General features: G+C 62.1%; 15 protein-coding genes. 10 read left to right on the forward strand and 5 right to left on the reverse strand.

Features of this window, described 5'->3' with window-relative positions; translation table 11 throughout:
- Positions 1 to 4: 4 nt before the first annotated feature.
- Positions 5 to 433, forward strand: a complete 429-nt coding sequence (locus PAQ31011_RS11475; protein WP_150575968.1) for a VOC family protein — start codon at positions 5 to 7, stop codon at positions 431 to 433.
- 63 nt (positions 434 to 496) lie between these two features.
- Here PAQ31011_RS11475 and PAQ31011_RS11480 read toward each other — a convergent pair whose 3' ends face one another.
- Positions 497 to 1,864 carry a GGDEF domain-containing protein gene (locus PAQ31011_RS11480; protein ID WP_150575969.1) on the reverse strand — a complete coding sequence of 456 codons (1,368 nt, stop codon included), beginning with the start codon at positions 1,862 to 1,864 and terminating at the stop codon, positions 497 to 499.
- A 901-nt stretch (positions 1,865 to 2,765) separates the two neighbouring features.
- On the opposite strand from PAQ31011_RS11480, the gene PAQ31011_RS11485 reads away from it, so the two are divergent.
- From PAQ31011_RS11485 to PAQ31011_RS27010, 7 genes are all read left to right on the forward strand, one after another.
- Positions 2,766 to 3,500, forward strand: coding sequence for an ABC transporter permease (locus tag PAQ31011_RS11485; protein ID WP_046289789.1), 735 nt, complete (start codon positions 2,766 to 2,768; stop codon positions 3,498 to 3,500).
- A gap of 20 nt (positions 3,501 to 3,520) precedes the next feature.
- The gene (locus PAQ31011_RS11490; RefSeq protein ID WP_150575970.1) at positions 3,521 to 4,444 is read left to right on the forward strand and encodes a glycine betaine ABC transporter substrate-binding protein; all 924 of its coding nucleotides are present in this window, start codon (positions 3,521 to 3,523) and stop codon (positions 4,442 to 4,444) included.
- Positions 4,445 to 4,493: 49 nt separating this feature from the next.
- Positions 4,494 to 5,141 (forward strand): ABC transporter permease, encoded by a 648-nt coding sequence (locus PAQ31011_RS11495; RefSeq protein ID WP_150575971.1) that lies wholly within the window; start codon positions 4,494 to 4,496, stop codon positions 5,139 to 5,141.
- Positions 5,138 to 6,337, forward strand: coding sequence for an osmoprotectant ABC transporter ATP-binding protein OsmV (locus tag PAQ31011_RS11500; protein WP_150575972.1), 1,200 nt, complete (start codon positions 5,138 to 5,140; stop codon positions 6,335 to 6,337). Before PAQ31011_RS11495 ends, PAQ31011_RS11500 begins: the two co-directional genes overlap by 4 nt.
- A gap of 262 nt (positions 6,338 to 6,599) precedes the next feature.
- Positions 6,600 to 7,835 carry a mechanosensitive ion channel family protein gene (locus PAQ31011_RS11505; RefSeq protein WP_150575973.1) on the forward strand — a complete coding sequence of 412 codons (1,236 nt, stop codon included), beginning with the start codon at positions 6,600 to 6,602 and terminating at the stop codon, positions 7,833 to 7,835.
- A gap of 132 nt (positions 7,836 to 7,967) precedes the next feature.
- Complete coding sequence (locus tag PAQ31011_RS26360) at positions 7,968 to 8,108, forward strand: hypothetical protein (protein ID WP_174990089.1); 141 nt, start codon at positions 7,968 to 7,970, stop codon at positions 8,106 to 8,108.
- A 2-nt stretch (positions 8,109 to 8,110) separates the two neighbouring features.
- Positions 8,111 to 8,449 carry a type II toxin-antitoxin system PemK/MazF family toxin gene (locus PAQ31011_RS27010; RefSeq protein ID WP_174990090.1) on the forward strand — a complete coding sequence of 113 codons (339 nt, stop codon included), beginning with the start codon at positions 8,111 to 8,113 and terminating at the stop codon, positions 8,447 to 8,449.
- A gap of 132 nt (positions 8,450 to 8,581) precedes the next feature.
- On the opposite strand, the gene PAQ31011_RS11515 is transcribed toward PAQ31011_RS27010, so the two are convergent.
- Both PAQ31011_RS11515 and PAQ31011_RS11520 read right to left on the reverse strand, forming a co-directional pair.
- Entirely contained in the window at positions 8,582 to 9,706 is a 1,125-nt protein-coding gene (locus PAQ31011_RS11515; protein WP_150575975.1) for an alkene reductase, read from the reverse strand.
- Between the two features lie 264 nt (positions 9,707 to 9,970).
- On the reverse strand, positions 9,971 to 11,257 hold the full coding sequence (locus PAQ31011_RS11520) for an MFS transporter (RefSeq protein ID WP_150575976.1): 1,287 nt from the start codon (positions 11,255 to 11,257) through the stop codon (positions 9,971 to 9,973).
- Between the two features lie 246 nt (positions 11,258 to 11,503).
- On the opposite strand from PAQ31011_RS11520, the gene PAQ31011_RS11525 reads away from it, so the two are divergent.
- Positions 11,504 to 12,292 carry a TetR/AcrR family transcriptional regulator gene (locus PAQ31011_RS11525; RefSeq protein WP_246179513.1) on the forward strand — a complete coding sequence of 263 codons (789 nt, stop codon included), beginning with the start codon at positions 11,504 to 11,506 and terminating at the stop codon, positions 12,290 to 12,292.
- A gap of 85 nt (positions 12,293 to 12,377) precedes the next feature.
- On the opposite strand, the gene PAQ31011_RS11530 is transcribed toward PAQ31011_RS11525, so the two are convergent.
- Positions 12,378 to 14,000: a methyl-accepting chemotaxis protein gene (locus tag PAQ31011_RS11530; protein WP_150575977.1), complete on the reverse strand. Its 1,623-nt coding sequence runs from the start codon at positions 13,998 to 14,000 to the stop codon at positions 12,378 to 12,380.
- 257 nt (positions 14,001 to 14,257) lie between these two features.
- Positions 14,258 to 14,848 (reverse strand): helix-turn-helix domain-containing protein, encoded by a 591-nt coding sequence (locus tag PAQ31011_RS11535; RefSeq protein WP_150575978.1) that lies wholly within the window; start codon positions 14,846 to 14,848, stop codon positions 14,258 to 14,260.
- A 154-nt stretch (positions 14,849 to 15,002) separates the two neighbouring features.
- On the opposite strand from PAQ31011_RS11535, the gene kbl reads away from it, so the two are divergent.
- Positions 15,003 to 16,220 carry a glycine C-acetyltransferase gene (kbl, locus tag PAQ31011_RS11540; RefSeq protein ID WP_150575979.1) on the forward strand — a complete coding sequence of 406 codons (1,218 nt, stop codon included), beginning with the start codon at positions 15,003 to 15,005 and terminating at the stop codon, positions 16,218 to 16,220.
- Position 16,221 lies beyond the last annotated feature (1 nt).

A 16,221-nucleotide genomic window follows, 5' to 3' on the forward strand; every position in this document is an offset into this window, starting at 1 on the left:
CGCGATGAAGATTCCGTTCGTCGCGCTCGATCACGTGGTGTTGCGTACCAACGATGTGGCACGCCTGCGGCACTTCTACATCGAGGTGTTGGGCTGTACGCTGGAGAAGGTGCAGGACGACATCGGACTGGTGCAACTGCGCGCCGGCGACGCGTTGATCGATCTGGTCGACGTCGCCGGCAAGATCGGCCGTCAGGGCGGTGTCGCGCCCGGTCCCGAAGGACACAATCTCGATCACTTCTGTCTGCGCGTCGAACCGTTCGATGACGAAGCCATTCGTAAAGGACTGGCGTCGCACGGTGTGACGTTGGGCGAAGTGGTGCAACGCTACGGCGCACACGGGGAAGGGCCGTCCTGCTATCTCAGCGATCCGGACGGCAACACCGTGGAACTCAAAGGACCGGCGACGTCGCCGCCCGTCGGCGGGCACTGATGTCGTTCGCGACGTCCGGCGGCATCGCGCAGCGCCGGACGTCATACTGCCATCAAGCCACCATCAAGCCGCCATCTGCCCCATCACGCTCTGATCCCGGCCCTTGTGCTTCGCCTGATAGAGCGCCTTGTCCGCCTGATCGAGCATCGAACTGATCACGAGTGGCTCGCCCGGTTGCCACGAGGCAATGCCGACGCTGATGGTGATCGCCTCGCCTTCGTCGCGTGCGGTTTGCGGCAGCAGATCCGTACTCGCACGCTTGACGGATTCGCGAATCCGGTCGGCCACACGTAGCGCCGCGTGCTGGTCGATCTCGGGCAGCACCACCGCAAACTCTTCGCCGCCCAGACGCACCGCAAAGTCGCTCGGCAGACGAATGCAATGCTGGATGGTCGTGGCGATGCGTTGCAGGACGGCGTCGCCGAACGGATGTCCGTAGCGGTCGTTCACCTGCTTGAAGAAGTCGATGTCGATCAGCAGCACGGACAGCGGAATCGCACGCTGTTGCACGCGTTCGGCCACGAGCCGGATGCGGTTGTCGAAGTAGCGACGGTTATAGATGTGCGTGAGCGGATCGATGAAAACCTTCTCCACCAGATCGGTATTGGTCAGCGCGAGCGATTGGTACTGCCGAGTGATTTCCCACACGAGGGCGAGTGTCGCGACACCCGGCGACGCCAGCGCCAGCAAACGCGCCGCATACCACTGATACGACGCCTCGCTCGGTGCCGTAAGCGAGAGCAGCAACTGACACAGCGAGATCGAGACCACGACCCACACGAGCAGGAACAACTTGTGCGACAGGCGCGTGACGGCCGCGATACGCCACCACAATGCGATGTACGCGATGAAGAGGGCGGCGAGGGCAATCGTTTCGATGTCGACGCCGCCGGTCAGATGCGGTGTGACGAGCGTACGTCCCGCACCCACGAGCGACAGTGAAACCGTCACCCAGATGATAAGGACCGTCGCGCCGTAACGCGCCGCCTCGGAGTAGCCGGGACGCGTGTGCGGGTCCATGCGTGTGCGCGAGTAGCTGCGCACGCTAAGCATCACGTACGCGGCGAAGCTCGCTTCGGCAACCAGCCAGAGCCAGAAGGGGGCGCGAGTGATATGTGTCGAGATGCCCGCAAGCTGATTCGCGAGCAACACGCCTTCGGTAAACATGAACAGTCCGCGCAGCAGAAACGCGCATCCGAACTGCGCGAAATAGCGCTTACCGTTGTAGAGATATTGAACGCCTAGCAGGCACGCTGTCGACAGATTGAGAATGCCGCCTGCCGAGACGAGAAAGAAGGTCAGTAAAGGATTGACTGCGCCTTCGAGCGCTCGCGCGAGGAATCCGGCAAGCGTGAGTGCAGCGCACGCGGCCAGAATGGTGGTCGCGGCAACGCGATTGCCCTGTTCGGTACGGCTGATGGTACTTTTCATAGTTGTTATTCGCCATTCAACGACCTCGTGCCCGCGCACGATCGCTTTCCTACCGTTCAATCACCGCGCCCGCAAACTGCCGCAAGATCATTGCCTCGCGTTCCCGTTGCGTTTCCCCGATTTTGCGCTAAATGATTGAAAACTAAGCTAAACCTCGGAGAATACACGAGTTTTTCCGGGTTGGCACTGGTTTCCGGAGCGGTCCTCTAATTTCCCTTCGGAGGCCAGATAACATGCGGATTCCGGACGGTCGGCACGTCGCTTGCCGCACCTGAATTCGCTCGCTTCGCGTCCCGGAAAATAAAACGCTGCGACACATCGATCCGCTATGCGAAACATCGAAATTGCAGATTTCGGGACGTCGTAAAAATGCATCCCCTTCGCAACTTTTCAATTCGCCGCAACGCCAGTGATGACGGTGGATTCGAGCGCACGCAATTAGTCAGGATTACGATTCATATGAGAAATGTATCGTGTAATTGCGTGTAAATAGGCCAGATTTATGACTAAAAACGTGCTACGGGTTGGCATCGACGCACTATCTGTACTAGAATAAAAAAAGCCAATCGCTGCGGTTGGCCCATAGAAACAAAAGCGTTGCCGGTGTTCCTCGTTGCGCCGGCGTCCGTTACATCACGCAATGAGTCTGTGCAGTAAAACTTTCGCGCGCTTTCAATAAGCGTGCATCGAGAGGCCCAGGCGCCCACGGCGTCGAAAGCTCGTCTCTCATGTCGCATTTCGCGACGCCTCGTTCGTCACCGTTGTCTTTCACAGACCTTCGGATCGAACACACCACAATTCGCAAGGCAGCTAACAGTTGTCATGCTTGATTGACCGCGTTGTCACGTGGGGCGATAGCTATTGCCGCGCGCGCAGCGCTGCCAACCCATTCAAAGGGAGCATGAACGTGGCGAAGCAGTATCGCATTCTCTATCTGGCCGGCTTCGGACTGCTCGGTGTTGCCGCCGCAGTCACCGGTCTGGTGTATTGGCTGGGCGTGGATTCGCTCGTCAAGTACCGGGGCGACCTGGTGTATTACACCCAACAGCATCTCAAGCTCGTGGCGATTTCGATGACATTGGCCATTTTGGTCGGCGTGCCTGCGGGCGTGCTGATCTCGCGTCCGATGTTCGCGAAACATGCCGAGCGCGCGGTGCAGATCTTCAATATCGGCAACACGCTGCCGTCGCTCGCCGTGCTGGCGTTGTCGATGGCGGTGCTCGGTATCGGCGACCGCCCGGCCATTCTGGCACTGTGGCTCGCGTCGCTGCTGCCCATCGTGCGTAACGCGTACGAAGGCCTTCGACAGGTGCCGCCCGCGTTGCGGGAGTCGGCACGCGGCATGGGCATGACGCCGGCGCAGGTGCTGTTTCGCGTCGATCTGCCCAACGCCATGCCGGTCATCATCGGCGGCGTTCGCACCGCGCTGGCGATCAACGTCGGCACCGCGCCGCTCGCTTTCCTGATCGGCGCGGACAGCCTGGGGCAGTTGATCTTCCCCGGCATCTATCTGAACGACCAGACCAAGCTGCTGCTCGGCGCGGCCGGGACTGCACTGCTCGCGCTGGTGCTCGACGGCATCGTCGCCTTCGCCAGCGGGCTCTGGTTCGCGCGACACGGCACGCCGGCGCGCTGAAACATAGGAGACCCCCAGGTATGAAAATTTCGTTTTCTCGTACGCTCGCGGCAGGTGCGATCCGTTTGCTGAGCATCGCCGCTGTCGCGCTGAGTGTGATGGCGACGAGTGCCACCGTGCAGGCCGCCACGCTCACCATCGGCGGCAAGAACTTCACCGAACAGCTGATTCTCTCGGAGATGACGGCACAGTACCTGCGCAGCAAAGGGTATGACGTCGAGCTGAAGAACGGCCTCGGCAGTGTGGTGATGCGTCAGGGCATGGAGAGCAATCAGCTCGACGTGGTCTGGGAGTACACCGGTACCTCGCTCATCGTCTACAACAAGGTCACCGAGAAGCTCGATCCGCAACAGACTTACGAGCGGGTCAAAGAGCTTGACGGCAAGATCGGTCTCGTCTGGCTGAATCCCGCTGCGCTGAACAACACGTATGCATTCGCGATGCCGGGCAAGATGGCGCGGGAAGAGGGCATCGAGACGGTGTCGCAGCTCATCGAAAAATTCCGCGCGAATCCGGACATGCAATTCGCGTTCGACATGGAGTTCGTCGGTCGCTCGGACGGTCTGGACCCGATGGAGCAACTCTACGATTTCCATCTCGAGCGCCGCAACATCAAGCAGATGGACCCGGGCCTCGTCTACACCGCACTGAAGAACGAACAGATCGACGCCGGTCTCGTCTACACCAGCGACGGCCGCAACAAGGGTTTCGATCTGAAGGTGCTGGCCGACGACAAGGGCTTCTTCCCGGCTTACGCGGCCACGCCCGTGGTGCGCAAGGAAGTGCTCGACGCAAACCCGAAGCTCGCCGACGAACTTAACGCGCTCTCCGCGAAGATCAACGACGAAAACATGCGCGACATGAACGCCAAGGTCGATATCGACCATCGTGCGGTGTCGCGTGTGGCGAGCGACTTCCTCAAGCAGGAAGGATTGGTGCAGTAAGCGCGCATCGCGCATTGCTGCTCCCGATAGTTACCGATTGAGGAGTCCCATGATTGAATTTTTGACGCACAACTGGCACCGCATTCTGACCCTGACCGGTCAGCATGCGTGGCTGGTGGCCGCCTCGGTTGGCGCGGCCATTGTGGTCGGCGTGCCGTTGGGCGTGCTGGTCACGCGTTTTCGCTGGCTGTCCGGTGTCGTGCTGGGTTTGGCGACGGTCGTGCTCACGATCCCGTCGATTGCCCTGTTCGGCCTGATGATTCCCGCACTGTCCGTCTACGGCATGGGGATCGGCCCGGCACCGGCGGTGGCCGCCGTCTTCCTGTATTCGCTGCTACCGATCATGCGCAACACGAGTCTCGCGTTGCGACAGATCGATCCGAGCATTCGCGAAGCAGGGATTGGCATTGGTATGACGTTCTGGCAGCGTCTGCGCCTGGTCGAACTGCCGCTGGCCGTGCCGGTGGTACTGGGCGGCGTGCGCACTGCTGTCGTGATGAATATTGGCGTGATGGCCATTGGTGCCATCGTCGGGGCCGGCGGTCTCGGGGTGTTGATTACCCAGGGGATCAGCCAGAGCGATACCCGGCAGCTTGTCGTGGGTGCGGTCATGGTGAGTTTGCTCGCCATCGTCGCCGACACCCTGTTGCACCGCCTGCAGCGCGTGCTGACACCGAAAGGAATCCGAACCGTATGATCAAACTCGACAATCTCACCAAAAGCTTCGTCCAGAAGGACGGTACGCGTGTGACCGCCGTGAACTCGGTCAGCCTTGAAGTGCCGCCGGGCGAAATCTGCGTCTTCCTCGGCCCGTCGGGCTGCGGCAAGACGACCACCCTCAAGATGATCAACCGGCTGATCAAGCCGACCTCCGGGCACATCCTGCTCAACGGCGAAGACACCGGCAAGATCAACGAAATCGAACTGCGCCGACACATCGGCTATGTGATCCAGCAGATCGGTCTGTTTCCGAACATGACCATCGAAGAGAACATTACCGTGGTGCCGCGTCTGCTCGGCTGGGACAAGAAGCGCTGCCGCGAGCGTGCCACCGAGCTGATGGCCATGGTCGCACTCGATCCGAAGCGTTACCTGTCGCGCTATCCGCGCGAACTCTCGGGCGGCCAGCAGCAGCGTATCGGTGTGATCCGGGCGCTGGCGGCAGATCCGCCCGTGCTGCTGATGGACGAGCCGTTCGGCGCGGTCGATCCGATCAATCGCGAATCGATCCAGAACGAGTTTTTGCAGATGCAGCGTCAACTGGGCAAGACCGTCATCATGGTCAGCCACGATATCGACGAAGCCATCAAGCTGGCGGACCGCATCGCGATCTTCCGTCAGGGAAGTCTCGTGCAGTACGCGCAACCGGATGCGCTGCTGGCCCGACCGGTCGACGAATTTGTCGCAAGCTTTGTGGGACATGACCGAATTCTTAAGCGCCTGCTGCTCGTGCGCGCCGAAGACGCCGCCACGCCGCAACCGACCGTCAAGCCGCAGACGACGCTCTCTGAAGCCTACGGCATGATGGACGAACTCGATACGCGATCGCTTGTGGTGGTCGACGAGAGCGCGCGTGCATTGGGTTACATTGCGCGTCGGGACACGCGGCACGCACAGGGCACGTGCGGCGAGCGCGTGCGGGATTTCAAGGCGTCGGCGGTGGCTGGCGATAACCTGCGGGTGCTGCTCTCGCGCATGTACGAACACAATCTCGCGTCGCTGCCGGTGCTGGGGGACGACAATCAGTATCTAGGCGAGGTCACGCAAGACTCGATCGCCGACTATCTGAGTTCGGGCAAGTCGCGCGGTAACGGTGGCGGTACGATCATTACGCCGTCGCTGCCGGGCGCGCCCAATGTGGTCGCAAGCGTGCCGTTCGGCGCGTCGGTGTAAGGGACGTAAGCGACGTGTGCGACGTATGCGATGCACGCGCTGCCATGTTGCTGAATGCACCTGACGAGGCGTGATATCGCGTGATATCACGTGAGTTTCGGCGACGGAAGGGAACGACCGTCGCCTGAAGTATCCAAGGATGACGGCCCGAGCGGCCGTCATTTTTGCGTTTGCCGGATTCATTCTTCGCTGAAGGCGGGGCGATGCCGACGAACAGCGCCATCGAACAGACAGAGAAAACAGCAAGACAAGGAGTTGCAGGATGACGTGGGAAGCAGTGATAGCGTGGTTCGACAATGCGCCATGGGCGCGCATGGCCGGATCGTTGGCGATGCTGATTGCGGCAGCCGTGCTGGTTCAGGCGGTGGCGCAGTTCGTGATTGTTCGGATCGTGCGCATCGTGGTGCAGAGAACGGCGAACCGCTGGGACGACGCATTGCTCGCGCATCGTGTCTTTCACCGGGCGGCACGCATCCTGCCGTACCTCGTCATCCAGTTCGGTATCGAGTGGGTGCCGGACCTGCCAGCGAAGGCGGTGATCGTCATCGGCAATGTGGCGCTCGCGACGACGCTGCTCTACGCCACGCTCGCCATTGCGGGCATTCTCGACGCCGCCCAAACCGTCTACGCGATGTCGGAACATGCGCGCACGCGCTCGATCAAGGGGTACGTCCAGCTAGGCAAGATCGCGCTTTACGTGGTGGCGGCGATTGGCATCGTCGCGACGATCATCGACCGTTCGCCGTGGTTGCTGCTCTCCGGTCTGGGGGCGATGTCGGCGGTGCTGTTGCTGGTGTTCAAGGACACGATCATGTCGTTCGTCGCGAGCGTGCAACTCACGTCGAACGATATGCTGCGCGTGGGCGACTGGATCGAGATGCCGCAGGTCGGGGCCGATGGCGACGTGGTGGATATCGCGTTGCATACGGTGAAGGTGCAGAACTGGGACAAGACGATCACGACGATTCCGACGTGGCGTCTGATTTCGGAGAGCTTCCGTAACTGGCGCGGCATGCAGCAGTCGGGCGGGCGACGCATCAAGCGCACGCTGTGCATCGATGCGGGTAGCGTCGGATTCCTGGACGCCGGCGAGATCGCGCGTTTGTCGACGCTGCATCTGCTGGGTGGCTATCTGTCGGAGAAGCAGCGTTCGATGGCGGACGCCAATGCGGCGCTGGGCGTCGCGGCGGACGTGCTGGCGAACACACGACGTCTGACGAATATCGGCACGTTCCGCGCGTATGCGCTGGCATATCTGAAGGCGCATCCGAACATCCACGAGGGCATGACATGCATGGTGCGTTCGCTCCAGCCGTCCGCAACGGGCATTCCCATCGAGCTGTACTGCTTCACGAACACGATCGTGTGGGCGGAGTACGAGCGCGTACAGGGCGACGTCTTCGACCACCTGCTGGCCATCCTTCCCGAGTTCGGCCTGCGCATGTACCAGAACCCCACCGGCGCGGATCTGATGCGCTGGGGGCAGCGCGACGCCTAATCGCATTGCCGTCCGAACGCTTCAGGAAAATTCCGGAAAGCTTTGGCATCTGTTTACTTCGATGTGTCGCGCTGCGACGATATCCACGAATCCACGAGAGAGGGATGACGGGGTAATGATTCGGAGTGAGAGATGAACGACGACTATACGATTGAAGTGGTGTGGTATCCCAATGCTAACGCACGGGCTGAGGACTTTTGTGTCGACGACACGGAGGAAGAGCTGATTCAACTGCGGAGTTGCCCCAGCGACGCGGATCCCGCAAAGGAGTGAATGTGCTGAAACGAGGTGAGATTTGGATCGCAAGTTTCGATCCGGCAATCGGATGTGAAATCGGGAAGACGCGTCCTTGTGTCATTTTGTCGCCTTCGCCGATGAATAAGCACACGCAAACCGTGATCGTGGCACCACTCACATCGTCGGACGCCTCTCGATACAGTGTCTCCACGACATATGGCGGACGTCAGGGCGCGATGCAGTTAAGCCATCTTAGATCGATGGATAGACAGCGATTAGTTCGACATACGGGGGCACTGGATCGGCATGCGTTGAGACGTGCCATGGCACGTCTGCGGAACGTTTTCTCTGAGGAGACCGGCGTAGCTGGCGATTGATCCATTGCCGTGTCGCAAGTCGTAACATAAGAAAAGGGCTCCCGAAGGAGCCCTCATTCTTTCAGCGTTTGCGCGAGAATGTTGAGGGTGCCATGAATGCTTCGCGCACCCTAACTCCCCCTAACTCACACCTTAAACCGCCGACTCATCCAATGTCGGGTAATCGACATAACCGCGTGCATCGCCACCATAGAGCGTGTCGCGATTCAGGGCGTTGAATGGGCCACCGCGCTTGAGGCGTTCGACCAGATCCGGGTTTGCGATGAACGGCTTGCCGAAGGCGATCAGATCCGCGAGGTTTTCCTTGCGGGCCTTGAGCGCCAGTGCGAGGTCATAGCCATTGTTCGCCATGAACGTACCCTTGAACAGGCGGTGCAGCGTCTGAAGATCGAAGCCGCCTTCCACTTCACGCGGGCCACCCGTCGCACCTTCGACGACGTGCAGGTACACGAGGCCGAAACGGTTGAGCTGCTCGACGGCGTACGTGAAGACCGGTTCCGGATTGCTATCGCCGCAATCGTTGGCCGGGCTGATCGGGGAGAGACGAATGCCCACGCGCTCGGCACCCCAGACGTCGACAACCGCCTGCGTGACTTCCAGCACGATGCGCACACGGTTCTCGATGCTGCCGCCGTACTGGTCGGTGCGATGGTTCGTTTTGTCGCGCATGAACTGGTCGAGCAGATAACCGTTCGCTGCGTGGATTTCCACACCGTCGAAACCGGCGCGCTTCGCGCACTCGGCGGCATGACGATACTGTTCGATGATGCCCGGGATTTCGGATGTCTCCAGCGCACGCGGCACCGGATGCGGCTCGAAGCCATGCTCCGTGAACGCCTGACCGGCCGGTTGAATCGCGGACGGTGCGACCGGCAGTGCGCCCTCAGGTTGAAGCGACGGGTGCGAGATGCGGCCCACGTGCCAGAGTTGGCAGAAGATCTTGCCGCCCTTGGCGTGCAGCGCGTCCGTGACCTGCTTCCAGCCAGCGACCTGTTCGTCGGTGTAAATGCCCGGCGTAAAGGCGTAGCCCTTGCCTTGCTGCGAGATGTTGGTGGCTTCGCTGATGATCAGTCCGGCCGATGCGCGCTGCGCGTAGTACTCGGCGACCATCGGGCCCGGCACGTCGCCCTGGCTGGCGCGGCTGCGCGTGAGGGGGGCCATGACGATGCGGTTGCTCAGTTCGAGCGGGCCGAGCTTGTACGACGAAAACAGGTCGGTATCGAGCGCGGCGAGTGGGGTGTGTTGCGAGTCCGTCATTGCTGAAGGTCCTGTGAAAGTGGGGGTTGCTGTGCTGCACAAAACTCGCACAGGTTACGGCAATTTTCCTGGCCTTGCTGACGACGAAATCGCCGCGACGGCCAACGCATCGTCATGAAAAAACTCGCCGGCCTTCCTGCACCAAAACAGGGAGACGCGGCGAGTTATCGGCGTATCGCGATGCCAGCGGGTTTTCGATCGATTCGTCGCAAATTTCGCGATTAATCGGCCAAAAATACGCACAACACGCGCAGACCAGTCGATTCAGGCATTGGCTGCCACCGGACGCTTCGGCGCATGCGGGGCGATTCGCAGCACCATGAACGCGCCGATGATGCACACGCCGCCGGAGAGCATCGAGGCCATCGTGTAATTGCCGAGCGTTGCGCGCAGCGAACCGGCGACCAGTGCTGCGGTCGCAGCGCCGAGCTGATGCCCTGCCACGATCCAACCGAACACGATCGGGGCCATCGTCTTGCCGAACACATCGGTCGTCAGACGCACCGTCGGCGGCACCGTCGCAATCCAGTCCAGACCGTAGAACAGCGCAAAGAGCGGAATGCCGAAGAAGTCGAAGCCGAAAGCGTAAGGCAGATAGATCAGCGACAGGCCGCGCAGTCCGTAGTACCAGAACAGCAGCACGCGGCTGTTGTACCGATCCGAGAGCCAGCCCGACGCCGTGGTGCCGATGAGATCGAGAATGCCCATCGCCGCCAGAATGCCCGCGCCCTTCACTTCGGAGATGCCGTAGTCGCCGCACATCGCGATGAAGTGCGTGCCGATGTAGCCGTTCGTGCTCGCGCCGCAGATAAAGAAGCTGAAGAACAGCAGCCAGAAGTCGCGCTTGCCAGCCGCCATGCGCAGAGCCGAGAGCGCCGCCGTGAGTGGATTGCCTTGCGTGAGCTGCACGTCGGGGGCGTCTTCCGGTGCACCGACCGGGCGCAGCCCGACCGACCCCGGACGCTCCGGCACGAGGATCGCGACCAGCGGCAGAACGATCGCGGCCACCGCTGCCACGATCAGCACCACCGGACGCCAACCGTAGTTTTCCGTGATCGCGGCCATGATCGGCAGGAACACCATCTGTCCGGTCGCCGAGCTTGCCGTCAGAATGCCCATCGCCAGACCGCGATGCGTGTGGAACCAGCGGTTCGAGACCGTGGCAGCGAGCGTCACGGCGGCGACACCGGTTCCGCCGCCCACCATCACACCCCAGATCAGCACCATCTGCCACGGTGCGGTCATCAGCGACGAGAGCGCCGTGCCCGACGCGAGCAGCAGCAGTGCGACCATGACCGTGGGACGGATGCCGAAGCGCTGCATGGCAGCCGCCGCGAACGGTCCGGTCAAGCCGTACAGCGCCAGATTGACGGAGATCGCCAGTGAGATCGTGGCGCGGCTCCAGCCGAAATCGTGTTCGAGCGGCACCATCATGACGCTGGGCGTCGCGCGAATGCCTGCTGATGCGAGCAGGACGAGGAAAATGACACCGACGACGATCCACCCGTAGTGGAAGCGTCCGTCGATGCGCCTTGCAAGTGCAGCCTTCATGGCGGAGATCCTTGCTGTGGTTCGGTCTTGGCCGCTTTGAGGGGTATTAAGCGGTTTTAATGGCCGAACCGGGAACGTTTGCGGGAACCGCACGGTCTACGTTCATCGATAGAATTGTGACTGAGCGGTAACATGAGGTTGCCATGTTATGAACCGATCGGTAACATGTCAAGTATTCCTTTTTGACGGCAGGGCTTTCGCAGCGCCCGCGTCAATGGCAAACCACAGTTCAGGGAGCGCCGGATCATGGCCAAATCGTCAACATCTTCCGTGCCCGTCGAGACTGTCTCGCCGACCGGCGGGGCAGACGCGGTGAACGCCGGCGCGGATGTTGCAGCCACCGCGGCAACCGCGGGCGAAAGCGTGAGCGCGACGCCCAATGCCGCCCCCATCACGGCACGTCGCCGCAGCGCTGCATCTCGCGCGGCCAAGCCGGGTCGACACGTCACGCCCGCACCGATTGCGCAGCAGCACCTGCTCGACGCGGCCGTCGAGTTGTTCCATACGGAGGGTGTGCGCGCTGTGGGGGTGGATGCCGTCGTCAAGCGTGCGGGCGTCAACAAGATGAGTCTATATCGTCAGTTCGCATCGAAGGACGACCTGATTCTGGCGTATCTCGATCATATGCAGACGGCGAGTCTTGCGCGCATCGACGAGAGCATCGCGAAGCGCCCGGGCGAGCCGCGTGCGCAGATGTTGCAGATTTTCGTGGATCTGGCTCAGCGGGCGAGTCGCCCCGGCTATCGCGGGTGCCCGTTCGTCAATGTGGCGGCGGAATTCCCCGACCCGGACCATGCGGCGCGCCATTCGGTCGTGAATTACAAGGCGGAAGTGGTGAAACGCTTCACTGCGCTGGTGACGGCCGCCGGTCTCGACGAGCCGGCACCGCTGGTCGATGCGCTGTCGCTAATTCTCGAGGGCGCGTATGCCGCGAGCCAGACCTTCGGGCCGGGCTCTGCACCGCTGCGTATTTTGCCGACGGTGGCGCGTCAGATTATCGACGCGGGCATGGCGGGAGCGCTGACAGCTGCGTGACGACGTAGGTCACTCACATCGATGGAAGCGATGGCAGTCGCCGACGCGCGTCGACCGCCACCACAACTTGGCAACGCTGCTACCTTCAGGCCGCCAGCCGTTGCATCGCGACGGCAGCGGTGCCGCGTGTCATCGGCACATGTGCCCCGTCTGACGTCGCGGCGCCGTTCATGCGGAAGGCGGCAACTGCCTGATCGAGCGCACGCGCCTGATCTTCCATAGACGCCGCTGCTGCGGCCGCCTGCTCCACGAGCGCAGCGTTCTGCTGCGTGACTTCATCCATCTGCGTCACCGCACGGCCGACTTGCTCGATGCCGTGACTCTGTTCTTCCGACGCGGCTGAAATCTCTCCCATGATATCGGTGACGCGTCGCACGGCCTGCACCACGTCGTGCATCGTCTGGCCGGCCTGCGCCACGAGCACCGAGCCGTCCTGCACGCGGCCGTTCGACGACTCGATCAGTTCCTTGATTTCCTTGGCGGCGGCGGCGCTGCGCTGGGCCAAGGTGCGCACTTCCCCGGCCACGACGGCGAAGCCACGTCCCTGCTCGCCGGCGCGTGCCGCTTCCACGGCAGCGTTGAGCGCGAGGATGTTCGTCTGGAACGCAATGCCGTCGATCACGCTGATGATGTCGACCACTTTGCCCGAGCTTTGCGAGATGCCTTCCATCGTGGCCACCACCTGATCCACGACCTGTCCGCCGCGCACCGCGATGGCCGAGGCGTTCTCCGCGAGCTGGCTCGCTTGGCGTGCGTTGTCGGCGTTCTGACGCACGGTCGACGTCAGTTGCTCCATCGACGATGCCGTCTCCTCCAGCGCGGCGGCCTGCTGCTCGGTGCGCGCCGACAGGTCTGTGTTGCCTTCGGCGATCTCGCGCGCGGCAAGCGTGATGGCGCTGGTGCCGCCGCGAATGCGTCCGATCATCTGTTGGAGATTGCCCTGCATGCGCTGCATTGCGTAGAGCAGGCTGGCCCCGTCGCCCTGACGCAGACGGACTTGCGTGAGCAGGTCGCCGTCGGCAATACGCGTGGCGATATCGGCCGCGTACTCCGGCTCGCCGCCAAGACTCTGCTGGACGTTGCGGATGATGAGCAGCATGACGCCCGACACCGCCAGACCGATGACGGCGAGCATGGCGCCCCAGCGCAGTAGCGCGCCGACGAAGGCGGCATTGATGTCGTCGACGTAGACACCGGTCGTCAGATACCAGTCCCACGGCTGGTACACCCCCACGCGGCTGATTTTTTCGACAGGCTTGTCCGAGCCGGGCTTGGGCCAGAGATAAGAGACGAACGGGTCGTTAGTGCGTGCGGCAGCGACGATGTCCGAAAACATGAGCTTGCCCGACGGATCGCGGAACTGGCTCATGTCCTTGCCTTCGAGCTTCGGATTGACCGAGTTCAGCACGATCACGCGCTGCGAGTTCAAGATACCGAAATAGTTTTCGCCGTCGTAGCGGATCGCGCCGATTTGCTCGCGGGCGGCCTTTTGCGCGTCCGCGACGCTCATTTCGCCGCGCTCGGCACGGGCCGCGTAGTGCTTGGCCAGACTCAGACCGGCATCGACCACGTGGGTCAGGCCCGCTCTGCGCTCGGTCAGCATGGTGTCGCGCTGTGCCCAGGCTCCCCAGATCGCCATGGCCAGCAAGCTGACCCACATCAATGCGACGGCAGACCACAACTTCGCTTTCAAACTCAATCGCTGCATTACTTCGTCATCCCCACGGGTTCCGCTTTGGTGGTGCACATGCGGTGGCCGTGCGTGACGGGGTGTCCCATCCGCACAGTCCGGTTATCGGCAAATTGATCGGTTGTCGGCACCCTCGAAAGAAGATGCGGACCGAACGTGTGCTAACGGCAGTCCTGGGGAGGACTTGAGCTTTGCGAGGGCAAGCAAACGCTTGCGAACCCTTGCAGGGAGCGGCAATTCGCTGTGTAAGCCGTGTAAAGCCGTGTAAAGCCGTGTTACCCGTGAATCACGACCATCAGGCCGCGAGCGACCGACTTGCCGACGTTGCGGATCGCGTGGGCGCGATCGGCGGGGTAGCGGGCCGTCTCGCCCGGTTTTGCGCGGCGCGCGACGTGTTCGACCTCGATGTCGACCTGCCCGTCGAACACGGTGAAGTGTTCGCGCGTGCCCGGATCGTGCGGCTCGGAGACGAGCGCCGCGCCGGGTTGCAGCGTCAGTTCGTACCACTCGAATTTGCCTGCCAGCTCCATCGGCCCGAGGATTTTCAGCTGATAGGCCTGTTCGGCACCCGCGAGCGTCGGCGTCTCATGTTTGCCGAAGATGCGCACCGGTTCCGGGTCGCCGGACGGCGCGCCCAGCAACTGGTCGAGACGCACGCCCAGGGCGTTTGCCAGCCGCCAGGCCACGGCGATGGTCGGGTTGGCCTTGTCGCGCTCGATCTGCGAGAGCATCGACTTGGAGACGCCGGACGCACGCGAGAGCGTCTCCAGCGTCATGCCACGGTCTTTGCGCAGCTGCTGAATCATGTCGCCGACGGGCGGCGGGGCGATCGGAGGCGCCGCAGAGGCTGCGGGAGTACTTGCCATATGAATTCCGAGATATTAGAATTTTTCAATATATTGAAACTAGTTCAATATAAAGTATAGTTTCCGATAAGTTGGATGCCGTGATGGCTGCATGGTAGCAGAGCGGGTTCGCCCCGTACCGCTGAAACCGCTGAACGCATAGGAGATGCGCACGATGACCGCACAAACCCCGGAAGCCCGCGAGGGCTTCTACCGTCAACTGACCGAACGACTCGAAGACACGCGCCGGCAGGGCCTTTTCAAGCAGGAACGCGTGCTCATGTCGCGGCAGGGGCCGGAGGTCATGTGCGACGACGGGCAAACGCGTATCAACCTGTGCGCGAACAACTATCTGGGGCTCTCCGGGAGCGAGTCGCTCGTCAAGGCGGGGCAGAAAGCGCTGGAAGACTTCGGCTTCGGTCTGTCGTCGGTGCGCTTCATCTGCGGCACGCAAGGCCCGCATAAGGAGCTCGAAGCCCGCATCGCCGCATTCCTCGGCACGGAGGACGCGATCCTGTACGCCGCAGCGTTCGACGCCAACGGTGGTGTGTTCGAGCCGCTCTTCGACGAGCAGGACGCCATCATCTCCGACGCCCTGAACCACGCCTCGATCATCGACGGCGTGCGGCTTTGCAAGGCGCAGCGTCTGCGCTACGCCCACAACGATATGGACGACCTGGAGCGCCAGTTGCAAGCAGCCGCCGGGGCGCGTCACCGCATCATCGTCACGGACGGTGTGTTTTCGATGGACGGCACGATTGCCCAACTCGACCGTATCGTGGCGCTGGCCGAGCAGTACGGCGCGCTCATCATGATCGACGAGTGTCACGCGTCCGGCTTTATGGGGCCGACGGGGCGCGGCACGCACGAGCACCACGGCGTGCTGGGCAAGATCGACATCATCACCGGCACGCTGGGCAAGGCGCTGGGCGGTGCGATGGGCGGCTTCACGGCAGGACGTCGCGAAGTGATCGAGACGCTGCGTCAGCGCTCGCGCCCCTATCTCTTCTCCAACAGCCTCGCACCGGCCATCGTCGGTACGTCGCTGGCGGTCTTCGACGAACTCGAACACTCGTCCTCGCGCCGCGAACAACTCCACACGAACACGGCGTTTTTCCGTCAGGAAGTGGCGGCGCTGGGTTTCACGATCAAGCCGGGCACGCATCCGATCGTCCCGGTGATGCTGTTCGACGCCACGCTCGCCCAGAACTTCGCGCAGCGTCTGTACGAACTCGGCGTGATCGCCACGGGCTTCTTCTACCCGGTGGTGCCGCAAGGTCAGGCGCGAGTGCGCGTGCAACTCTCGGCGGCGCATACCCGCGAACACCTCACCCGTGCGCTGGCGGCGTTCGCTCAGGCCGGTAACGAACTCGGCATTCTCAAGCAAGGTTGAT

This window comes from Pandoraea aquatica, assembly GCF_902459565.1.
GTDB lineage: Bacteria > Pseudomonadota > Gammaproteobacteria > Burkholderiales > Burkholderiaceae > Pandoraea > Pandoraea aquatica.